Origin of the sequence: Kitasatospora sp. NPDC088160 (genome assembly GCF_044741445.1) — a bacterium.
Classification (GTDB): domain Bacteria; phylum Actinomycetota; class Actinomycetes; order Streptomycetales; family Streptomycetaceae; genus Kitasatospora.
Genome location: NZ_JBIUSS010000009.1, coordinates 147766 through 163772, shown reverse-complemented (window position 1 = coordinate 163772; position 16007 = coordinate 147766). Strand labels below are relative to the sequence as shown.

Below are 16007 nucleotides of genomic sequence, written 5' to 3'. Positions count from 1 at the left end.
ATGTTCCGCGCGACTGCGCCCGTGCGGCGTCCGGCCCCGGCCGGCGCGGACGGCCCGCCCGGCACGCCCGGCCCGGCCCCGGCGGCGGTCCTGCCGCGGCTGATCCGGGCCGGCGCCCACACCCCGCCGGGGCCTGGCGCGCCGTACCGGCCGGAGGCCGCGCGGGAGGACTTCTACCGCGAGCTCGGGGCGCTCTACGGCGCGGACTTCGACCGCGAGCAGTTCGCCGCCTCGGGGCGGCGCACCTCGGTGGAGCTGGCCCACGGCGCGCTCGACGCGCTGGGCCCGCTGACCGCCGAGGAGTGCCCCGAGGTGGTGGTGGTCGCCTACTCCGCACCGGACTTCGACCACGCCGAGCTGGTCGCCTCCTGCGTGAAGGGGCGGCTGCCGGGCGAGCCGCTCTCCTTCGCCCTGTCCGACCAGGGCGTCCTGGCGCCGTTCAGCGCGCTGCGGGTCGCCGTGGAGTACGCCCGGCGGTGCGGCTGGTCGCGGCTGCTGCTGCTGGTCGTGGACCAGGGCACCCAGCCGTTCCCGCTGCCCGCGACGGGGCAGAGCGCCGTCCACGCGGACGCCGCGGTCGCGCTGCTGATCCACTGGGACGGCGGCGACGCGCCGCTGGGCGGCGCGGCCCAGGGCCTCCCGGAGCCGGGGCTGTTCGCCGGCTGGGACACCTCGGCCGCGCTGGTCACCGGCTCCGGCCTGTCCGACGGCTGTGCTGAACTTCCGACACACGGCGGTCCGTGGACCAAGGTGGCGGCCGGACAGCCCGCCACCGGCGGCTGGGCCGCCCTGCTCGCCGCCGCCGACCGGGACCGCCCGGTGGTGGTGGCCGACTACGACCGGGAACGCGGATTCCTGGCCTACTGCACACTCGACACGGGGGAGTTGGGGGTCCGATGACGGTTCCGGCCGAGGTGCGCGAGCACTGGCAGGAGGCCCGGACGAGCGCGCGCAACGACGGCCTCGTCCCCGCACTGACCCTGCTCTCCCGCGCGCTGTCCCCCGGGGTGGCACCGCGCGGCCCGCGCGGGCACGCCGTGGTCCCGCGCGAACTCCTCGGCGAGTACGCCGAGTTCGGCGACGACGAGGACGGGGACGGGGGCCGGGATCCGGTGCCCGGCCTGGCCGTCCTGGGCCCCGCCGGCGGCGATCGGGCCCCCGCCGGCCCCGACGCCCACGACTGGGGCACCGGCCTCGCCTGGCTGCGGCTCGGCGCGTCCGAGCGGCTGCGGGAGGCCTGCCTGGCCTACCTCGCGGGCCGCCAGGTCGAGGGTTCCTCGCTGCTGCTGCAACAGCTGGTCAAGGGCGCGCTCGCCGACGTGCTGATCGACCACCTGGAGATCGAGGGCGTCCTCGACGACCTCGCCGAGGGGCCGGACGACTCCCCGTCGGCCCCCGCCCACCCCCTGGACGGCCCGGCCCTCGCCCGCCTCCAGGCCCAGATCACCCAGGCCGACCGCGCGCTGCTGCGGCTGCTCGGGGCGTACGGTTTCACCGCCGAGGGGCCGGGCCGGGCGGCGTACGCCTCCGAGCTCCTCGCCGACGTGTACTGCGGCTGGCCGGGGCCGGCCGGGGACACGGCACAGAACGTCGACTCCCGGAAGGGGAACGTGTGATCAGCCTGCCCGGCCCGCTGGAAACCACGCACCGGTACGTGCGGCGGTGGGCCGAAGACCTGCGGGCGGGCGCGCTCGACCTCGACCGGGACCCGGACGCCGTCCACCGCTTCCTGGACCTGCCCGCCGTGCGCTTCCTGGCCGGCCACCAGGTGCCGCCGGAGTGGGACCGGGCGTCCGCCGAGGCCGGTGCCGGCCCCGCGCACGGCCTGGCCACCCTGGAGCGGGTCCTGGTGAGCGAGGAACTGGCGCGCGGCGACGCCGGAATGATGCTGGGCGCGCCCGGCGCCTCGATGTGCGGGGTGCTGCTGAGCGTGCTCGGCAGCCAGGCGCAGAAGGACTGGGTGTACGGCCGGCTCGCCGAACGCCCCCGCTGGACCTGCTTCGGCCTCACCGAGCCCGACCGCGGCTCGGCCATCGGCGAGATGACCACCACGCTGACCCCGGTGGGCGACGGCTCGTACGTCCTGGACGGCGAGAAGCGCTACGTCGGCAACGCCGCCCGGGCCGACCTGGGCGCCGTGTTCGCGCGGGTCGCGGGCACCGAGCGGCTCGGCGTGCTGGCCGTCCTGGTGGACACCGCCGACCCCGGCTTCCGGGCGGAGCCGCTGCCCACCCTCGGCCTGCGCGGCGTCCAGCTGACCCGGATCACCCTCGACGGGGTGCACGTGCCCGCCGAACGGGTGCTCGGCGCCCACCTGCCGCCGACCCGGCGGGGGATGTGGAGCATCGTCTCGGTCTTCAACCAACTCCGCCCGAGCGTGGCCGCGATCGCCCTCGGTATCGCCCGGGCCGCCCACGACTACGTCGCCGAGAACCGCCGGGAACTGCGCGGCGCGGAGCGCGAGCTGTTCGAGTCGCTCGGCCAGCGCATCGACGCGGCCCGCCAGTTGACCTACCGGGCGGCCCTCGCGGTGGACCGCAGGCCGGCCGCCGGGCACCTCTCCTCGGCCGCGAAGGCCCGCGCCTGCGAACTCGCCGAGGACGTCACGATGCGCGCGCCGGGTTTCTTCGGGCCCGGCGCCCGGCTGGACCACCCGCTCCTCGACAAACTCGCCCGGGACGCACGGGGCGTGGAGTTCATGGAGGGGACACGGAACATCCAGAAGCTGAATCTGTTCCAGGGGCTGCACACCGGAAAGGTGGGCCGGTTCTGAACGGGACAGAACAACCGGTCGGTCGGGACACGGTCGAGATCTGGCAGATTCCGCTGACCGGTGGCGAGCACCCGGACCAGCCGGGCGGCGAGGCCGTCCGGGGCGCCCCGGACGGGTACCCGCCGCACCTGGAGGAACTGCTCGACGAGCAGGAGCGGGCCCGCGCCCGGAGCGGACAGCTGCCCGGGCTGCGGCGCCGCTTCGTGCTCGCGCACGCCGCCACCCGGATCGTCCTCGGCGAGCGCCTCGGCCGCCACCCGGCCGGGCTGCGCTTCAGCCGCGGCCCGTGGGGGAAGCCGGCCGTCGAGGACGCGCCGGGCCTGCACTTCAACCTGTCCCACTCGGGCGAGATCGCCCTGCTCGCCCTGGCATCACGGCCGGTCGGCGTGGACGTCGAGCTGGCCCGTGCCGAGCTGGACACCGCCCGGCTGGCCGGTCGCTTCTTCCCCCCGGACGAACGGGAGCTGGTCGCCCGGGACGGGCCCGACGCCTTCACCCGGCTGTGGACCAGGAAGGAGGCGTGCGTGAAGGCCTCGGGCGCCAGGCTCACCCAGGGCATGGGGATCCCGGTCGCCCACGACGGACCGGAAGCCACCGTGTACGCACGCTCCGGGCCGTTGCCCGGGCCGTGGAGAGTCACCGACCTGCCGCTGCCCGAGGAATACGCGGGGTCCGTCGCACTGATCGGCGACGGGCCCTTTAACGTGTCCCGGCGGATGTGGTATCAAATTCCGCCCGGGGAATCCGGCGGCAGCCCTCTCGGGTCGGCTGTCAAGTAGAAGAAACTCCCCCTCCAATCGTCGAAGTTGTACCCGTGATCATGCGTCGAAGCGTCACTAGATTCAGTGATGCAGGCGAACGCCGCACCGCACCGGCCGGACTCATAAGTCAGGCCCGTGTCTTGATCCGGGCATTTCTTTTGAGGAGGGGAACGTGATCGTGGAAGGCAGGAACGTGATCACCAGGGCCGCTCGGTGGAGCGCCGTCCACCCCTGGTGGGCGATCGCGCTCTGGGTGGCGTTCGTCGTGGCGGCCCTCGTGGTCGGCGGCGTCACGGGCACCCGGCAGGCCACCACCTCCGACCTCGCCATCGGCCAGTCCGGCCGGGCGGCCGCGATCGCCCGCAGCGGCGGCCTCCAGGAGCGCGCGGTGGAGAACGTGCTCATCACCCCGTGGGGCGGCGGCCGGCTCGACCCCGTCCAGGCGCAGTCCGCGGCCTCGGACGCCACCCGCGACCTGAAGGCCCTCCCCGGCATCAGCTCGATCGACGCCCCGGTGCCCGCACCGGACGGCTCGGCCCTGCTCGTCCCGGTGACCCTCGACGGCGATCCGGAGACCTCCGCCGACCGGGTGCAGCCGCTCATCGACACCGTGGCGAGGACCCACGCGTCGCACACCGAGCTGCGGATGGAACTCGTCGGCGCCGGCTCGATCAAGGCCGGGCTCAACGAGATGCTGAGCAAGGACCTCGGCAAGGCGACCGTGCTGAGCCTGCCGGTGACGCTGCTCGTGATGGTCTTCGTCTTCGGCGCGATCGTCGCCGCGAGCGTCCCGGTCGTCCTCGGCCTGTCCTCGGTGCTCGCCGGGCTGGGCCTGTGGGGGGTGGCCTCCCAACTGGTGCCCGACCCGGGGCCGGTGACGCACGTCATCGTGCTGATGGGCATGGCCATCGGGGTCGACTACTCGCTGTTCTACCTCAAACGCCAGCGCGAGGAGCGGGCGTTGGGCGCCAACAACATCGACGCCATCGAGATCGCGGCCGCCACCTCCGGGCACTCGGTGCTGGTGTCCGGCGTGGTCGTCATGATCTCGATGGGGGCGCTCTACCTCGCCGGGCACATCGCCTTCGAGTCGATGGCCACCGGCGCGGTGCTGGTGGTCGCCATCGCGATCACCTCCTCGCTGACCGTGCTGCCGGCCATGCTGTCCCGGTTCGGCCGCTACCTGGACGCGCCGCGGGTCCCGCTGGTGTGGCGGCTCACCCAGAAGGGCGGGGTCAAGCCGCGGCTGTGGTCGACCATGCTCAAGCCCGCCCTGCGCCACCCGGTGATCGCGCTGGTGCTCTCAGTCGGCGCGCTGCTCGTCCTCGCGCTGCCCGCCCTCGGCCTGAAGCTCAAGGCCACCGGGATCGACGACCTGCCCCGGTCGATCCCGGCGATGCAGGCCAACGAGCGGCTGACCGACTCCTTCCCGAGCCAGGCCGACACCCACACCGTCGCGGTGAAGGTCCCGGCCGACCGGACGGCGGAACTGGGCGGCGCGGTGGAGGCGCTGGTCGAACGCGCCTCGCAGGACGCCCTCTTCGTGCACAACCCGGCGCCGACCGTCCGCACCTCCCCCGACGGCACGGTCGCCACCATCGCGATCGGCACCCACTTCGACAGCGGCTCCCCGCAGGCCCGCGCCTCGCTGGCCCGGCTGCGCCAGGACCTCGCCCCGCAGACCCTCGGCACGGTCGCGGGCGCCGAGTTCGCGGTCGGCGGCAGCGACGTCGCGTTCGACGTCGACTACCGGGCGAACGTCATGCACAAGATGCCCTGGGTGCTCGGGGTGGCCCTGGTCCTGACCTTCCTGGTGATGACCGTCGCGTTCCGCTCGGTGATGCTCGCGCTGATCACCGTGGTGCTCAACCTGCTGTCCGCGGCGGCCTCCTTCGGCCTGCTCGCGCTGATCTTCCAGCACACCTGGGCGGAGGACCTGCTGCACTTCGAGTCCACCGGCCGGGTGGTGGCCTGGCTGCCGCTGATGCTCTTCGTGATCCTGCTCGGCCTGTCGATGGACTACCACGTCTTCGTGGTCAGCCGGATCCGGGAGGCGGCGCGCGGCGGGCTCTCCGTGAAGGAGGCGGTCGAGCAGGGCATCACCCGCACGGCGGGCGTGGTGACCAGCGCCGCGGTGGTGATGGTCTGCGTGTTCGCCCTGCTGGCCTCGCTGAACTTCATCGAGATGAAGCAGATGGGGGTGGGCATGGCCTGCGCGGTGCTGCTCGACGCGACGGTGATCCGGATCGTCGTCCTGCCGGCCGTGGTCACCCTGCTCGGCTGGAAGACCTTCTGGCCCTCGCGGCTCGCGCGCCAGACCACGACCCGGACCCCGCGGATGCCGGCCATCGTGGCCGCGGCGGCGGCGGCCTCGGCGGCGCGCACGACCCTCCCGTAACACGGGACCCGTCCAACTCGACGGCCGGGGAAGGGCTTAGCCCCTTCCCCGGCCCTTTTCGTGTGCGTTTCGTGCAGGCACCGGCCACAACCAGTCGTGGCAAGGGGTTTGACGCCGACTGTCCCGTGGTGGTTTGTTACGGGAGTTGTAGAATCGCATGCGCGTTCGTCGGCACGTGAACGACCTTCCCGGTGACGGGGGGGCGCAACTGCCGCCGGACGCACCACGGGGAAGCAGGGGGCGGTCAGGGGGGTGGCCATGCACAGTGACGGCAGCCTCGCCTCGGCGCGCTGGCGCAACGAACTCACCCGGGTCGGGACGCTGTCCGGACGGGAACGGCAGGTCTTCGACCTGATCGGTGCCGGACACTCCAACCGCGGCATCGCCGCCCGACTGCACGTCACGGAGCGCACGGTGAAGGCGCACGTCGCCAACATCCTCGCGAAACTGGGAGTGGAGTCGCGGCTTCAGGTGGGGTTGGTGGCGCAGGTTCATCAACTCATGTACGAAGGTACATGGCCGGACGACCCAGGCGTGTCCGATACTTGACCAGCGCGAATGATACCCAGGCTTTTCCCCTTTGTCAGGCCACCCCAAACACGTCGACCACTGTTGGCGGTGGCCGGGCCGAGGTCACAGGAGAAAGGCTTGTGGCTGGAGTTCACCGCTAGGGACGGGGAATTTGGTGTACATCTCCATATTAGGCCCACTATTGATCGGCGACGGTCAGCGCACCGTAGGTCTACGGGCGAAGAAGAATCGCGTGATGCTCACCATGCTGGCGCTCAACGCCGGCCAGGTGGTCGCGTTCGACGAACTGATCGACGAGCTGTGGGGGGAAGCGCCGCTCAAGAACGCGCGCAACGCCTTGCAGGCCAATGTCAAACGCATGCGCAAGTCGTTGGCGGAACTTGGTCTGGAGGGGCCGGACCAGGAACTCATCCGCACGGTTGACAACGGTTACATGCTCAACGTCTCGGAGGACGCGGTCGACGCGTACCGATTCCTGCGGACGGCGGAGAAAGGCGCGGGGCTGGTCAGCGACCGGCCGTACGAAGCGATGGACACGCTCCGCAAGTCGCTCGCGATGTGGCGCGGACCGGCCCTGCTCGACACGAGCGACGGGCCCTGGTGCCGGGCCGTCGCGCTGCGTCTGGACGAGCAGCGCAAGACCGCGCGGGAGGACCTCATCTCGGCGCAGCTGCAAGCGGGCGAGGCGGGGGCGGTGGTGGCCGAGCTGAAGCAGTTGCTCGCCCAGTACCCGGAACGCGAGCGGTTCAGCGAGCAGTTGATGATCGCCCTCTACCGGTGCGGCCGGCAGTCGGAGGCCGTCGACATCTTCCACCGCACCCGGAAGTGGCTCGACGACGAGTTGGGGCTCAAACCGAGTCGTCGTCTCCACCACCTCTATCAGGCGATCCTGATGCAGGACCCCTCGCTGTAAGTCCCGTCGGGGCGAGGGCAGTTCGCCCCGGCACGCCGGCGGCTCCCCTCCTGGGGCGCCGCCGGCGGCCCCGTGACGGCCGGGCCCGGATTCCGGGCCCGGCCGTCCGGTCGTTCAGGACCGGCGCAGCGCGGCGTCGGCCACCGCGCCGATCCGGCCGGCCGCCTCCCGGCCGAGCATCTCCTCGTGGCCGCAGGCGACGTCGTACACCGTCAGCGCGCCGGTCAGGTGCGCGCGCCAGCGGTCGGCGAGCTCGGCGGCGGGGGCGCCCTGCACCTCGTCGGCAGCGGCGAACAGCAGCAGCGAGCCGTCGAACCGGCCGGGGGTGAACTCCCGGGCGATGTCCGTGTGGTGGCGCATCACCGCCATCAGCCGGCGCAGCTCCCCGTCGTCGATGCCCGCCCCGGTGGCGTGGTGGGCGAGGAAGGCCCCGCGGATCTCCTCGTCGGTCGGGTTGTGGTCGCCCGGCAGCACCGGGAAGACGTCCAACGCCGCCAGGAAGGCCACCCGCTCGCCCGCCGCCTGGAGCTGCACCGCCATCTCGTGCGCGACCAACCCGCCGAAGGACCAGCCCAGCAGGTGGTACGGGCCGTGCGGCTGCACCCGGCGGATCCTCGCCAGGTACGTGGCCGCCAGCTCCCGTACGCCCTGCGGCCGTTCCCACTCCCCCTCGGGCGCGGCGACGCCGTCGGACTGCAGCGCGTACACCGGCCGGGCCGGGTCGAGGTGCGGGGCCAGCTCCGCGTACGGCAGGCCGAAGCCGACCCCGCCGTGCACGCAGAACAGCGGCTCGGCGGTGCCGCCCGGCCGGATCGGCAGCACCGGCTCCAGCACCGTCGCGGGGAGCCGCTGCGAGGTGGCGGGCCGGGCGGCGGCGGCGAGGGCCGCCACCGTCTTGTGGGTGAAGACGTCGGCCAGCGAGAGCGTGAGCCCGGCCTTCGCGGCCCGGCTGACGATCTGCACCGAGCGCAGGCTGTCGCCGCCGAGGTCGAAGAAGTCCCCGTCGGCGCCGACCTGGTCGAGGCCGAGGATCTCGCCGAAGACCCCGGCGATGACCTCCTCGGCCGGCGTGCCCGGGCGCCGCACCGGGGTCTGCGCGGCGGCGGGCGCGGCACCGGGCGCCGGCAGGGCGCGGGTGTCGAGCTTGCCGTTCGCGGTCAGCGGCAGCGCGGACAGCGTCACCAGCGCCGCGGGCACCATGTGCGCGGGCAGCGACTCGGCGACGAACGCGCGCAGCACCGGCACGTCGACGGCGGCGACGCCGGGCAGCGGCACCACGTACCCGGTCAGCTGGGGCACGCCGGTGGGCGAGGGCGCGACCTGCACCGCGGCCTGCACGACCACCGGGTGGCGCACCAGCGCGGCCTCGATCTCGCCGAGCTCGATCCGGAAGCCGCGCAGCTTCACCTGGTGGTCCACCCGGCCGACGTAGTCGAGCGTGCCGTCGGCCCGCCAGCGGGCCAGGTCGCCGGTGCGGTACATCCGGGTGCCGGCCGGGCCGTACGGGTCGGCGACGAAGCGCTCGGCGGTGGTGACCGGGCGGCGCAGGTAGCCGTGCGCCAGGCCGGTGCCGGCGATGTACAGCTCGCCGGTGACGCCGACCGGCGCGGGCGCGAGGGCGTCGTCCAGGACGTACAGCCGGTGGTTGTCCAGCGGGCGGCCGATCGGCGGGCGGCCGCCGCCGGCGCGCAGCGGGTCGCTCCAGGTGGCGCAGACCGAGGCCTCGGTCGGGCCGTAGGCGTTGCGGAACTCGGTCAGCGGGGCGAACCGGTCGACCAGCGCGGCCGGGCAGGCCTCGCCGCCGACCAGCAGGTGCAGGCCCTCGGGCAGCACCACGTCCTCGGGCAGGCCGGCCACCACGGTGGGCGGCAGCACCACGTGGTTGACCTGGTGCTCGGCGAGCAGCGCGCCCAGCACCTCGCCGGAGACCCGGCTCTCGTCGGTGGCGACCACCAGGGTGCCGCCCGAGTACAGCGAGACGCCGAGCTCCCAGACGGTGGCGTCGAAGCTGAACGAGGCGAACTGGAGCACCCGGGTGTCCGGCCCCGCGCCCATCCGCGCCTGGTGGTTGGCGGCCAGGTTGGCCGCCCCCAGGTGCGGCACCGCGACGCCCTTGGGGCGGCCGGTGGAGCCCGAGGTGTAGATCACGTAGGCGACGTCCTGCGGGAGGAGCGGCCGGGTGCGGTCGGCGTCGACGGGGTTGCGGTCGGGCCAGCCGGTCAGGTCAGACCGGGTGCGCAGGGAGTCCAGGACCAGCGGGACGACACCCTCGGGCAGCCCCGGGATCCGGTCGGCGACCGCCTCGACGGTCAGCACCTGGGCGGGCGCCGCGTCGTCGAGCATGTAGGCGATCCGCTCGGCCGGGTACTGCGGGTCGACCGGCAGGTAGGCGGCGCCGGTCTTGAGCACCGCCAGCAGCGCGACCACCAGCGGCGCGGAGCGCGGCATCGCCAGCGCGACCACGTCGCCCGGCCCGACCCCGCGCTCCAGCAGCAGGTGGGCGAGCCGGTTGGCCCGCTCGTTGAGCGCCGCGTAGGACAGCCGCATCGTCGCCGGGCCGGCCGGCACGCCGTCCGGGCCGATCAGCGCGGGGTGGTCCGGGTCGGCGGCCGCCAGGCCCTCGAACAGGGCGGTCAGGGTGACCGGGGTGAACGGGGCGGTCGGGCCGGCCCACTCCTCCAGCAGGACGCGGCGCTCCTCGGCGGGGAGCAGGTCGAGGGCGCTGAGCGGCGCGTCGGGGGTGCGGGCTGCGGAGTCGAGCAGGGTGGCCAGGGCCCGGGCGAGGCGGGCCGCCGTCGCCCCGGTGAACAGGTCCTCGCGGTACTCCAGGCGGATGTCCAGACCGGCCGGGGCGCCGTCCGGACCGGTCCGCTCCAGCACCTGGAAGGACAGGTCGAACTTGGCCGTCGTGCTGCCGATCGGCAGCACCTCGGCGCTCAGGCCGGGCATCTCGGGCAGCGGGTCGGAACTGTTCTCGAAGGCCAGGATCACCTGGAAGAGCGGCTGCCGGCCCATCGAGCGGACCGGGTTGAGCTCCTCCACCAGGTGCTCGAAGGGCAGTTCGGCGTGCCCGTAGGCGGTCAGGTCGGTCTCCCGGACCCGCCCGAGCAGGGCGGTGAACGCCGGGTCGCCCGAGGTGTCGGTGCGCAGCACCACGGTGTTGACGAAGAAGCCGACCAGGTCGCGGACCGCGTCGTCGGTGCGCCCGGCCACCGGGCTGCCGAGCGGGATGTCGGTGCCCGCGCCCAGCCGGGTGAGCAGTGCGGCCAGGCCCGCCTGGACGGCCATGAACAGGCTCGCGCCGCCGCGCCGGGCGAGTTCGGCGAGCCGGGCGTGGGTCTCGGCGGGCACCGTGCACTCGACCTCGGCGCCGCGGTGCCCGGCGCGGGCCGGGCGGGGGAAGTCGGTGGGCAGGTCCAGCTCCTCCGGGATGCCCGCCAGCGCCTCGCGCCAGTGCGCGAGTTCGGCGCTGGCCAGGCTGTCCGGGTCGTCCTTGGAGCCGAGCAGTTCGCGCTGCCAGAGCGCGTGGTCGGCGTACTGCACCGGCAGCGGCGCCCAGCGCGGCCCGGCGCCGTCCAGCCGGGCCCGGTAGGCGTCGGAGAGGTCGCGGGCGAGCGGGCCGAGCGACCAGCCGTCGGCGGCGATGTGGTGCACCGTCAGGGCCAGCGCGTGGCTGTCCCGGCCGAGGGTGAACAGCCGGGCCCGCAGCGGCACCTGGGCGGACAGCTCGAAGGGGTGGACGGCCTCGGCGGCCAGCGCCGCCTCCAGCGCGCCCGGCGCCGCCCCGGAGAGGTCCACGACGACCAGCGGGGCGCCGGCCCGCTCCGCCTCCTCGGCGGAGAGCACCAGTTGCGACGGCAGCCCGTCGGCCTCGGCGAAGACGGTGCGCAGGCTCTCGTGCCGGGCCACCACGTCCCGGACGGCGGCGGCCAGCGCGGCGGCGTCCAGCGGGCCGGTGAGGCGGACCGCCAGCGGGATGTTGTAGCTGCCGGTGGGCCCGTCCATCTTGTCCAGGAACCAGAGCCGCTCCTGGGCGTGCGAGAGCGGCACCGAGGACGGCCGGTTCGGGACGGCGCGCAGCGCGGGGCGCCGGGGGGCCGGCTCCGCCGCCTCGGCGACCGCCGCCGCGTCCGGGTCGAGGGCGCGGGCCAGCGCCTCGGCCGTCCGGGCGTCGAACAGGGTCCGCACCGGGACGTCCACGCCGAGCGCGGCACGCAGCCGGTTGGCGACCCTGGTCGCGGACAGCGAGTGGCCGCCGAGTTCGAAGAAGTCGTCGTCGGCGCCGACCCGGTCGAGCCCGAGGGCCTCCGCGAAGACCGCGCAGAGCAGTTCCTCGCGCTCCCCCGCGGGCTCGCGTCCGGTGCCCGCCCGCTCGTCCGGCGGGGCGGGCAGGGCCTTGCGGTCGACCTTGCCGTTGGGGGTCAGCGGCAGGTCGTCCAGGGGAACGTACACGGCAGGGATCATGTGCGTGGGCAGCACCGATGACGCCCGCTCCCGCAAGCGGTCGCGGTCGATCCCTGCCGGTACGACATAGGCGACCAGGCGGGCGTCCCCCGCCCGGTCGGTGCGGGCCGTGACGACGGCCCGCGTCACTCCGGGCTGCGCCGCGAGCACGGACTCGATCTCGCCGAGCTCGATGCGGTAGCCACGGATCTTCACCTGGTGGTCGCTGCGCCCCGCGTACTCCAGGGCGGTGCCGGCGGCGTCCCAGCGGACGATGTCGCCGGTGCGGTACATCCGCTCGCCGCTCGGGCCGTACGGGTCGGCGACGAAGCGCTCGGCGCTCAGGCCGGGGCGGCCCAGGTAGCCGCGGGCCAGGCCGGTGCCGGCGAGGTAGAGGTCGCCGAAGGTGCCGTCGGGGACGGGGCGCAGCGCGCCGTCCAGGACGTACACCCGGGTGTTGGCGATCGGGCCGCCGATCGGCGGCGGCCCGGCCTCGGCGGCGGTCAGCGGCGCGGCGGTGGACCAGATGGTGGTCTCGGTCGGGCCGTACACGTTGGTCACGGACGCGCAGTGCGCGGTGAGGGTGCGGGCCAGCGGCTCGGGCAGCGCCTCGCCGCCGACCAGGGCGCGCAGGCCGGCCAGCCGGGGGGCGTGGTCGGCGGCGAGCGACTGCCAGAGGCTGGGGGTGGCCTGCAGCAGGGTGGCGTCCAGGCCGGTGACGGCGTCCGCCAGGGCGGCCGGGTCGCGGACCGTCTCGCGGTCGGCGACCAGCAGTTCGGCGCCGGCGGCGAGCGGGACGAACAGCTCCAGGTTGGCGATGTCGAAGCCGAAGGTGGTGACGGCGAGGAAGCGGTCCTCGGTGGTCACCTCGAAGCGGGCGACCATGTCCTCGACCAGGTTGACCAGCGCCCGGTGCGGCACCACGACGCCCTTGGGGCGGCCGGTGGAGCCCGAGGTGTAGATCACGTACGCGGGGTGGTCGGCGCGCGGGGCCGTGCCCGGTACGCGCTGCCCGGGCGCACCGGTCGCGGCGTCCGGGCCGTCCAGCACCCACAGCTCGCCGGTGCTCATCTCGCCTTCGGCGGCTACGGCGGCTTCGGCGGCGAGGAGTTCGCGCACCCGGCGGTGGGTGAGGGTGACCACCGGGGCGGCGTCGGCGAGCATGTAGCGCAGCCGGTCGGCCGGGTAGTCCGGGTCCAGCGGCAGGTAGGCCGCGCCGGACTTGAGGACGGCCAGGGCGGCCACCACCAGGTCGCAGGAGCGGTCCAGCGCGATCGCCACCACCTGCTCCGGGCCGGCCCCGGCGGCGTGCAGGGCGTGCGCCAGCGCGTCGGCGCGGGCGTGCAGTTCGCGGTAGGTCAGGCGCTCCTCGCCGCAGCGCACGGCGGGCGCGTCCGGGGTGCGGGCGGCCCGGGCGGCCAGCAGCGGGGCCAGCCAGTCGCCGGGCAGCGGCGCCCCGGTGGCGTTGCGGGCCTCGGTGATCTCGGCGCGCTCGGCCTCGTCCAGGACGTCCAGCCGGCCGCACGGCTCGTCGGGCCGGGCGACGGCGGCGGCCAGCAGCCGGGCGAAGCGCCGCCCGACCAGTTCGGCCTCGGCCCGGGTGACCAGCGCGGGCACGTGGTTGACGGCCAGGCCGAACGGGGTGCCGGGGAAGACCGTGAGGGTGACCGGGAAGTGGGTGGCGGAGCGGACGTCGGCGCCGGTCACCCGGGGGCCGGTGCCGGTGACCAGCGGCAGGCCGCCCATCGGGTAGTTCTGGAACATCAGGGCGGTGTCGAAGAGTTCGCCGCGCACGGCGGTGAGCTGCTGGACCTCCGCCAGGGTCAGGTGCTCGTGCGCCAGCAGCGCGGTCTGCGACCGCTGCACGTCGGCGAAGAGCTCGGCCGGGGTGCGGGCCGGGTCGACGTCCACCCGGACCGGGAGCGTGTTGGCGAACAGGCCCACCATCCGCTCGACGTCCGGGACCTCGGCCGGCCGGCCGGAGGTGACCGCGCCGAACAGCACGGTGTCCTGGCCGGTCAGCCGGGACAGCAGCAGCGCCCAGCAGCCCTGCACCACCGCGTTGACGGTCAGGCCGCGCGAGCGGGCGAAGCCGGTCAGCGCGGCGGAGACCTCGGGGGTCAGCTCCAGCGGGACGGCCTGCGGCAGCGCGGCCGCGCCGGCGGCCCGGTCGCGGCCGGCCGGCACCAGCCGGGTCGGGTCGACGACCCCGGCCAGGGCGGCGGTCCAGGCCTGCCGGGCGGCCTCCTTGTCCTGCGCGCCCAGCCAGGCCAGGTGCGCCTGGTAGCGGGCCGCGCCGGCCTGCGGCTGCCTGGCGGGGGCGCCGCCGGCCTTCAGCTCCTCGGCGAGCGCGGCGAGTTCGCCGATCAGCGAGACCATCGACCAGCCGTCCACCAGGATGTGGTGGACGGTCCAGACCAGCCGGCAGCGCCCGCCCTCGGCGCGGGCCAGGGTGAGCCGCTGGAGCGGCGGGCGGGCGAGGTCGAAGCGGCGCAGCCGGTCCTCCTCGGCGAGCCGGTCGAACTCCGCCTCCGGCCCGGCCGCGCCGACCGCCACCGCGACCTCGCGCCACGGCAGTTCGACCGACGTGGGGATCACCTGGATCGCCTCGCCGTTCCTGCGGTGCCGGAAGCAGGCCTTCAGGTTGGGGTGCCGTTCCAGGAGCAGGCCCGCCGCGGTGCGCAGCGCGGCGGCATCGGCGTCGGTCAGCTCGTCCAGGTCGAGGACCAGCTGAATGGTGTAGACGTCCGTCCCCTCACGGTCGTACTCCGAGAGAAAGAGCAGTCCCTGTTGCAGCGGCGAGAGCGGAAGGACTTCACTGATGGCGGACGGCCGATTCAAACCGGGCTCCTCGTGGAAGGCCTGCAAGTGCGGAATAACAAACGCTTTCCGATGGCGCTGACGAGCAACTGACCGGCAACTGACGGACGGCTGACGCGCGCCTCCGGGCGGGTCCGAAACCCTGGTCGCCGACCCCGTCAGCAGTCCGTCAGCCCCTCGTCAGCGCCCGGCGGGAGGCTTGCCGCCGAGGCTAATTCGTTACCGAAGGCCAGGAGTCTCCAGTGCCGGTCATTTCCGCGTCGCACGAATTCGAGGTCAGCGACCTCTTCGTGAATCTGCAGCCGTTCTTCGGGCACCGTCTCTTCCTGAAAGTCGAAGGGTTCAACTTCGCCGGGTCCATCAAGCTGAAAGCGGCCCGGGAAATGGTCGCGCAGGCCGAGGCGGCGGGCGTCCTCGGCCCCGGCTCGACCCTGGTGGAATCCTCGTCCGGGAACATGGGCGTCGCCCTGAGCGTGCTCGCCGCCAGCCGCGGCTACAAGTTCATCTGCGTCACCGACTCTCGTTGCAACGAGGTCACCCGCCGCACCATGGAGTCGTACGGCGCCGAGGTGCACCTGATCACCGAGCCGCACGAGACCGAGGGCTTCCTCGGTGCGCGGATCCGCCACGTCAAGGCGCTGCTCGCCGCCGACGAGAAGCGGGTCTGGCTCAACCAGTACCTGAGCCCGGGCAACTGGATGGCGCACTACCGGACCACCGCGCCGGCCATCGCCCGCCAGTTCCCGGACCTGAACGTGCTGTTCATCGGCGCGGGCACGACCGGGACGCTGATGGGCTGCGCCCGGTACTTCCGCGAGCGGCGGCCCTCGGTGCGGGTCGTCCCGGTCGACAGCGTCGGCTCGGTCACCTTCGGCGCCCCGCCGGCCACCCGGCACATCCCGGGCCTGGGCACCAGCGTGCGGCCCGCGCTGCTGGACGAGTCGCTGGTGGAGCGGGCGGTCCACGTCGAGGAGACCGACACCGTCCGGACCTGCCGCGAACTGATGCGCGGCGGCTTCCTGTTCGGCGGCTCCACCGGGACGGCCGTCAGCGGCGCGCTGCGCTGGCTGAACGAGCACTACGGCGACGGCGCGGGCGGCGTGCGCGAGCGGGTGACCGCCGTGACCATCTCGCCGGACCTGGGCGAGCGCTACATGGACACCATCTACCACGACGAGTGGGTGCGCGGTTCGGTCGGCCCGGAGGGCCTGCTGCCCGGGGTCGAGCACCGGGGCCTCGGGGCGGGCGTCGCCGCCGGGCTCCAGACGGTGTCCGGCTGACCGGACCGGCGGGGTCGGGGCCTGCGGAGCCGGGGCCTGCGGGGTCAGAGGGTCGAGAGTTTTCAAGGCGGGGCTGAGGCTGAGAATG

General features: G+C 74.2%; 9 protein-coding genes. 8 read left to right on the top strand and 1 reads right to left on the bottom strand.

What is annotated here, in order from left to right:
* The 7 genes from ACIOGZ_RS15870 (at position 1) to ACIOGZ_RS15840 (ending at position 7376) form a co-directional block, all read left to right on the top strand.
* Positions 1-900 (top strand): hypothetical protein, encoded by a 900-nt coding sequence (locus ACIOGZ_RS15870; RefSeq protein ID WP_363632822.1) that lies wholly within the window; start codon positions 1-3, stop codon positions 898-900.
* On the top strand, positions 897-1616 hold the full coding sequence (locus ACIOGZ_RS15865) for a hypothetical protein (protein WP_400986199.1): 720 nt from the start codon (positions 897-899) through the stop codon (positions 1614-1616). The genes ACIOGZ_RS15870 and ACIOGZ_RS15865 overlap by 4 nt, the downstream gene beginning before the upstream one ends.
* The gene (locus ACIOGZ_RS15860; RefSeq protein ID WP_363582472.1) at positions 1613-2773 is read left to right on the top strand and encodes an acyl-CoA dehydrogenase family protein; all 1161 of its coding nucleotides are present in this window, start codon (positions 1613-1615) and stop codon (positions 2771-2773) included. The genes ACIOGZ_RS15865 and ACIOGZ_RS15860 overlap by 4 nt, the downstream gene beginning before the upstream one ends.
* Positions 2774-2976: 203 nt before the next feature.
* On the top strand, positions 2977-3552 hold the full coding sequence (locus tag ACIOGZ_RS15855) for a 4'-phosphopantetheinyl transferase superfamily protein (protein WP_363582474.1): 576 nt from the start codon (positions 2977-2979) through the stop codon (positions 3550-3552).
* 154 nt (positions 3553-3706) lie between these two features.
* Complete coding sequence (locus tag ACIOGZ_RS15850) at positions 3707-5932, top strand: MMPL family transporter (protein ID WP_363582476.1); 2226 nt, start codon at positions 3707-3709, stop codon at positions 5930-5932.
* 258 nt (positions 5933-6190) lie between these two features.
* A complete protein-coding gene (locus ACIOGZ_RS15845; RefSeq protein WP_107453059.1) occupies positions 6191-6481 on the top strand; it encodes a helix-turn-helix transcriptional regulator in 291 nt (96 codons plus the stop codon).
* 136 nt (positions 6482-6617) lie between these two features.
* Complete coding sequence (locus tag ACIOGZ_RS15840; RefSeq protein WP_363582478.1) at positions 6618-7376, top strand: AfsR/SARP family transcriptional regulator; 759 nt, start codon at positions 6618-6620, stop codon at positions 7374-7376.
* Positions 7377-7490: 114 nt separating this feature from the next.
* On the opposite strand, the gene ACIOGZ_RS15835 is transcribed toward ACIOGZ_RS15840, so the two are convergent.
* A complete protein-coding gene (locus ACIOGZ_RS15835) occupies positions 7491-14660 on the bottom strand; it encodes an amino acid adenylation domain-containing protein (RefSeq protein WP_400843013.1) in 7170 nt (2389 codons plus the stop codon).
* A gap of 221 nt (positions 14661-14881) precedes the next feature.
* On the opposite strand from ACIOGZ_RS15835, the gene sbnA reads away from it, so the two are divergent.
* Positions 14882-15919: a 2,3-diaminopropionate biosynthesis protein SbnA gene (gene sbnA, locus ACIOGZ_RS15830; RefSeq protein WP_363582482.1), complete on the top strand. Its 1038-nt coding sequence runs from the start codon at positions 14882-14884 to the stop codon at positions 15917-15919.
* Positions 15920-16007: the final 88 nt, after the last annotated feature.

Excerpts from the sequence above, each read along its gene's own strand:
- ACIOGZ_RS15870 (WP_363632822.1), top strand. The coding sequence starts at position 1 with ATGTTCCGCGCGACTGCGCCCGTGCGGCGTCCGGCCCCGGCCGGCGCG.
- ACIOGZ_RS15865 (WP_400986199.1), top strand. The coding sequence starts at position 897 with ATGACGGTTCCGGCCGAGGTGCGCGAGCACTGGCAGGAGGCCCGGACG.
- ACIOGZ_RS15845 (WP_107453059.1), top strand. The coding sequence starts at position 6,191 with ATGCACAGTGACGGCAGCCTCGCCTCGGCGCGCTGGCGCAACGAACTC.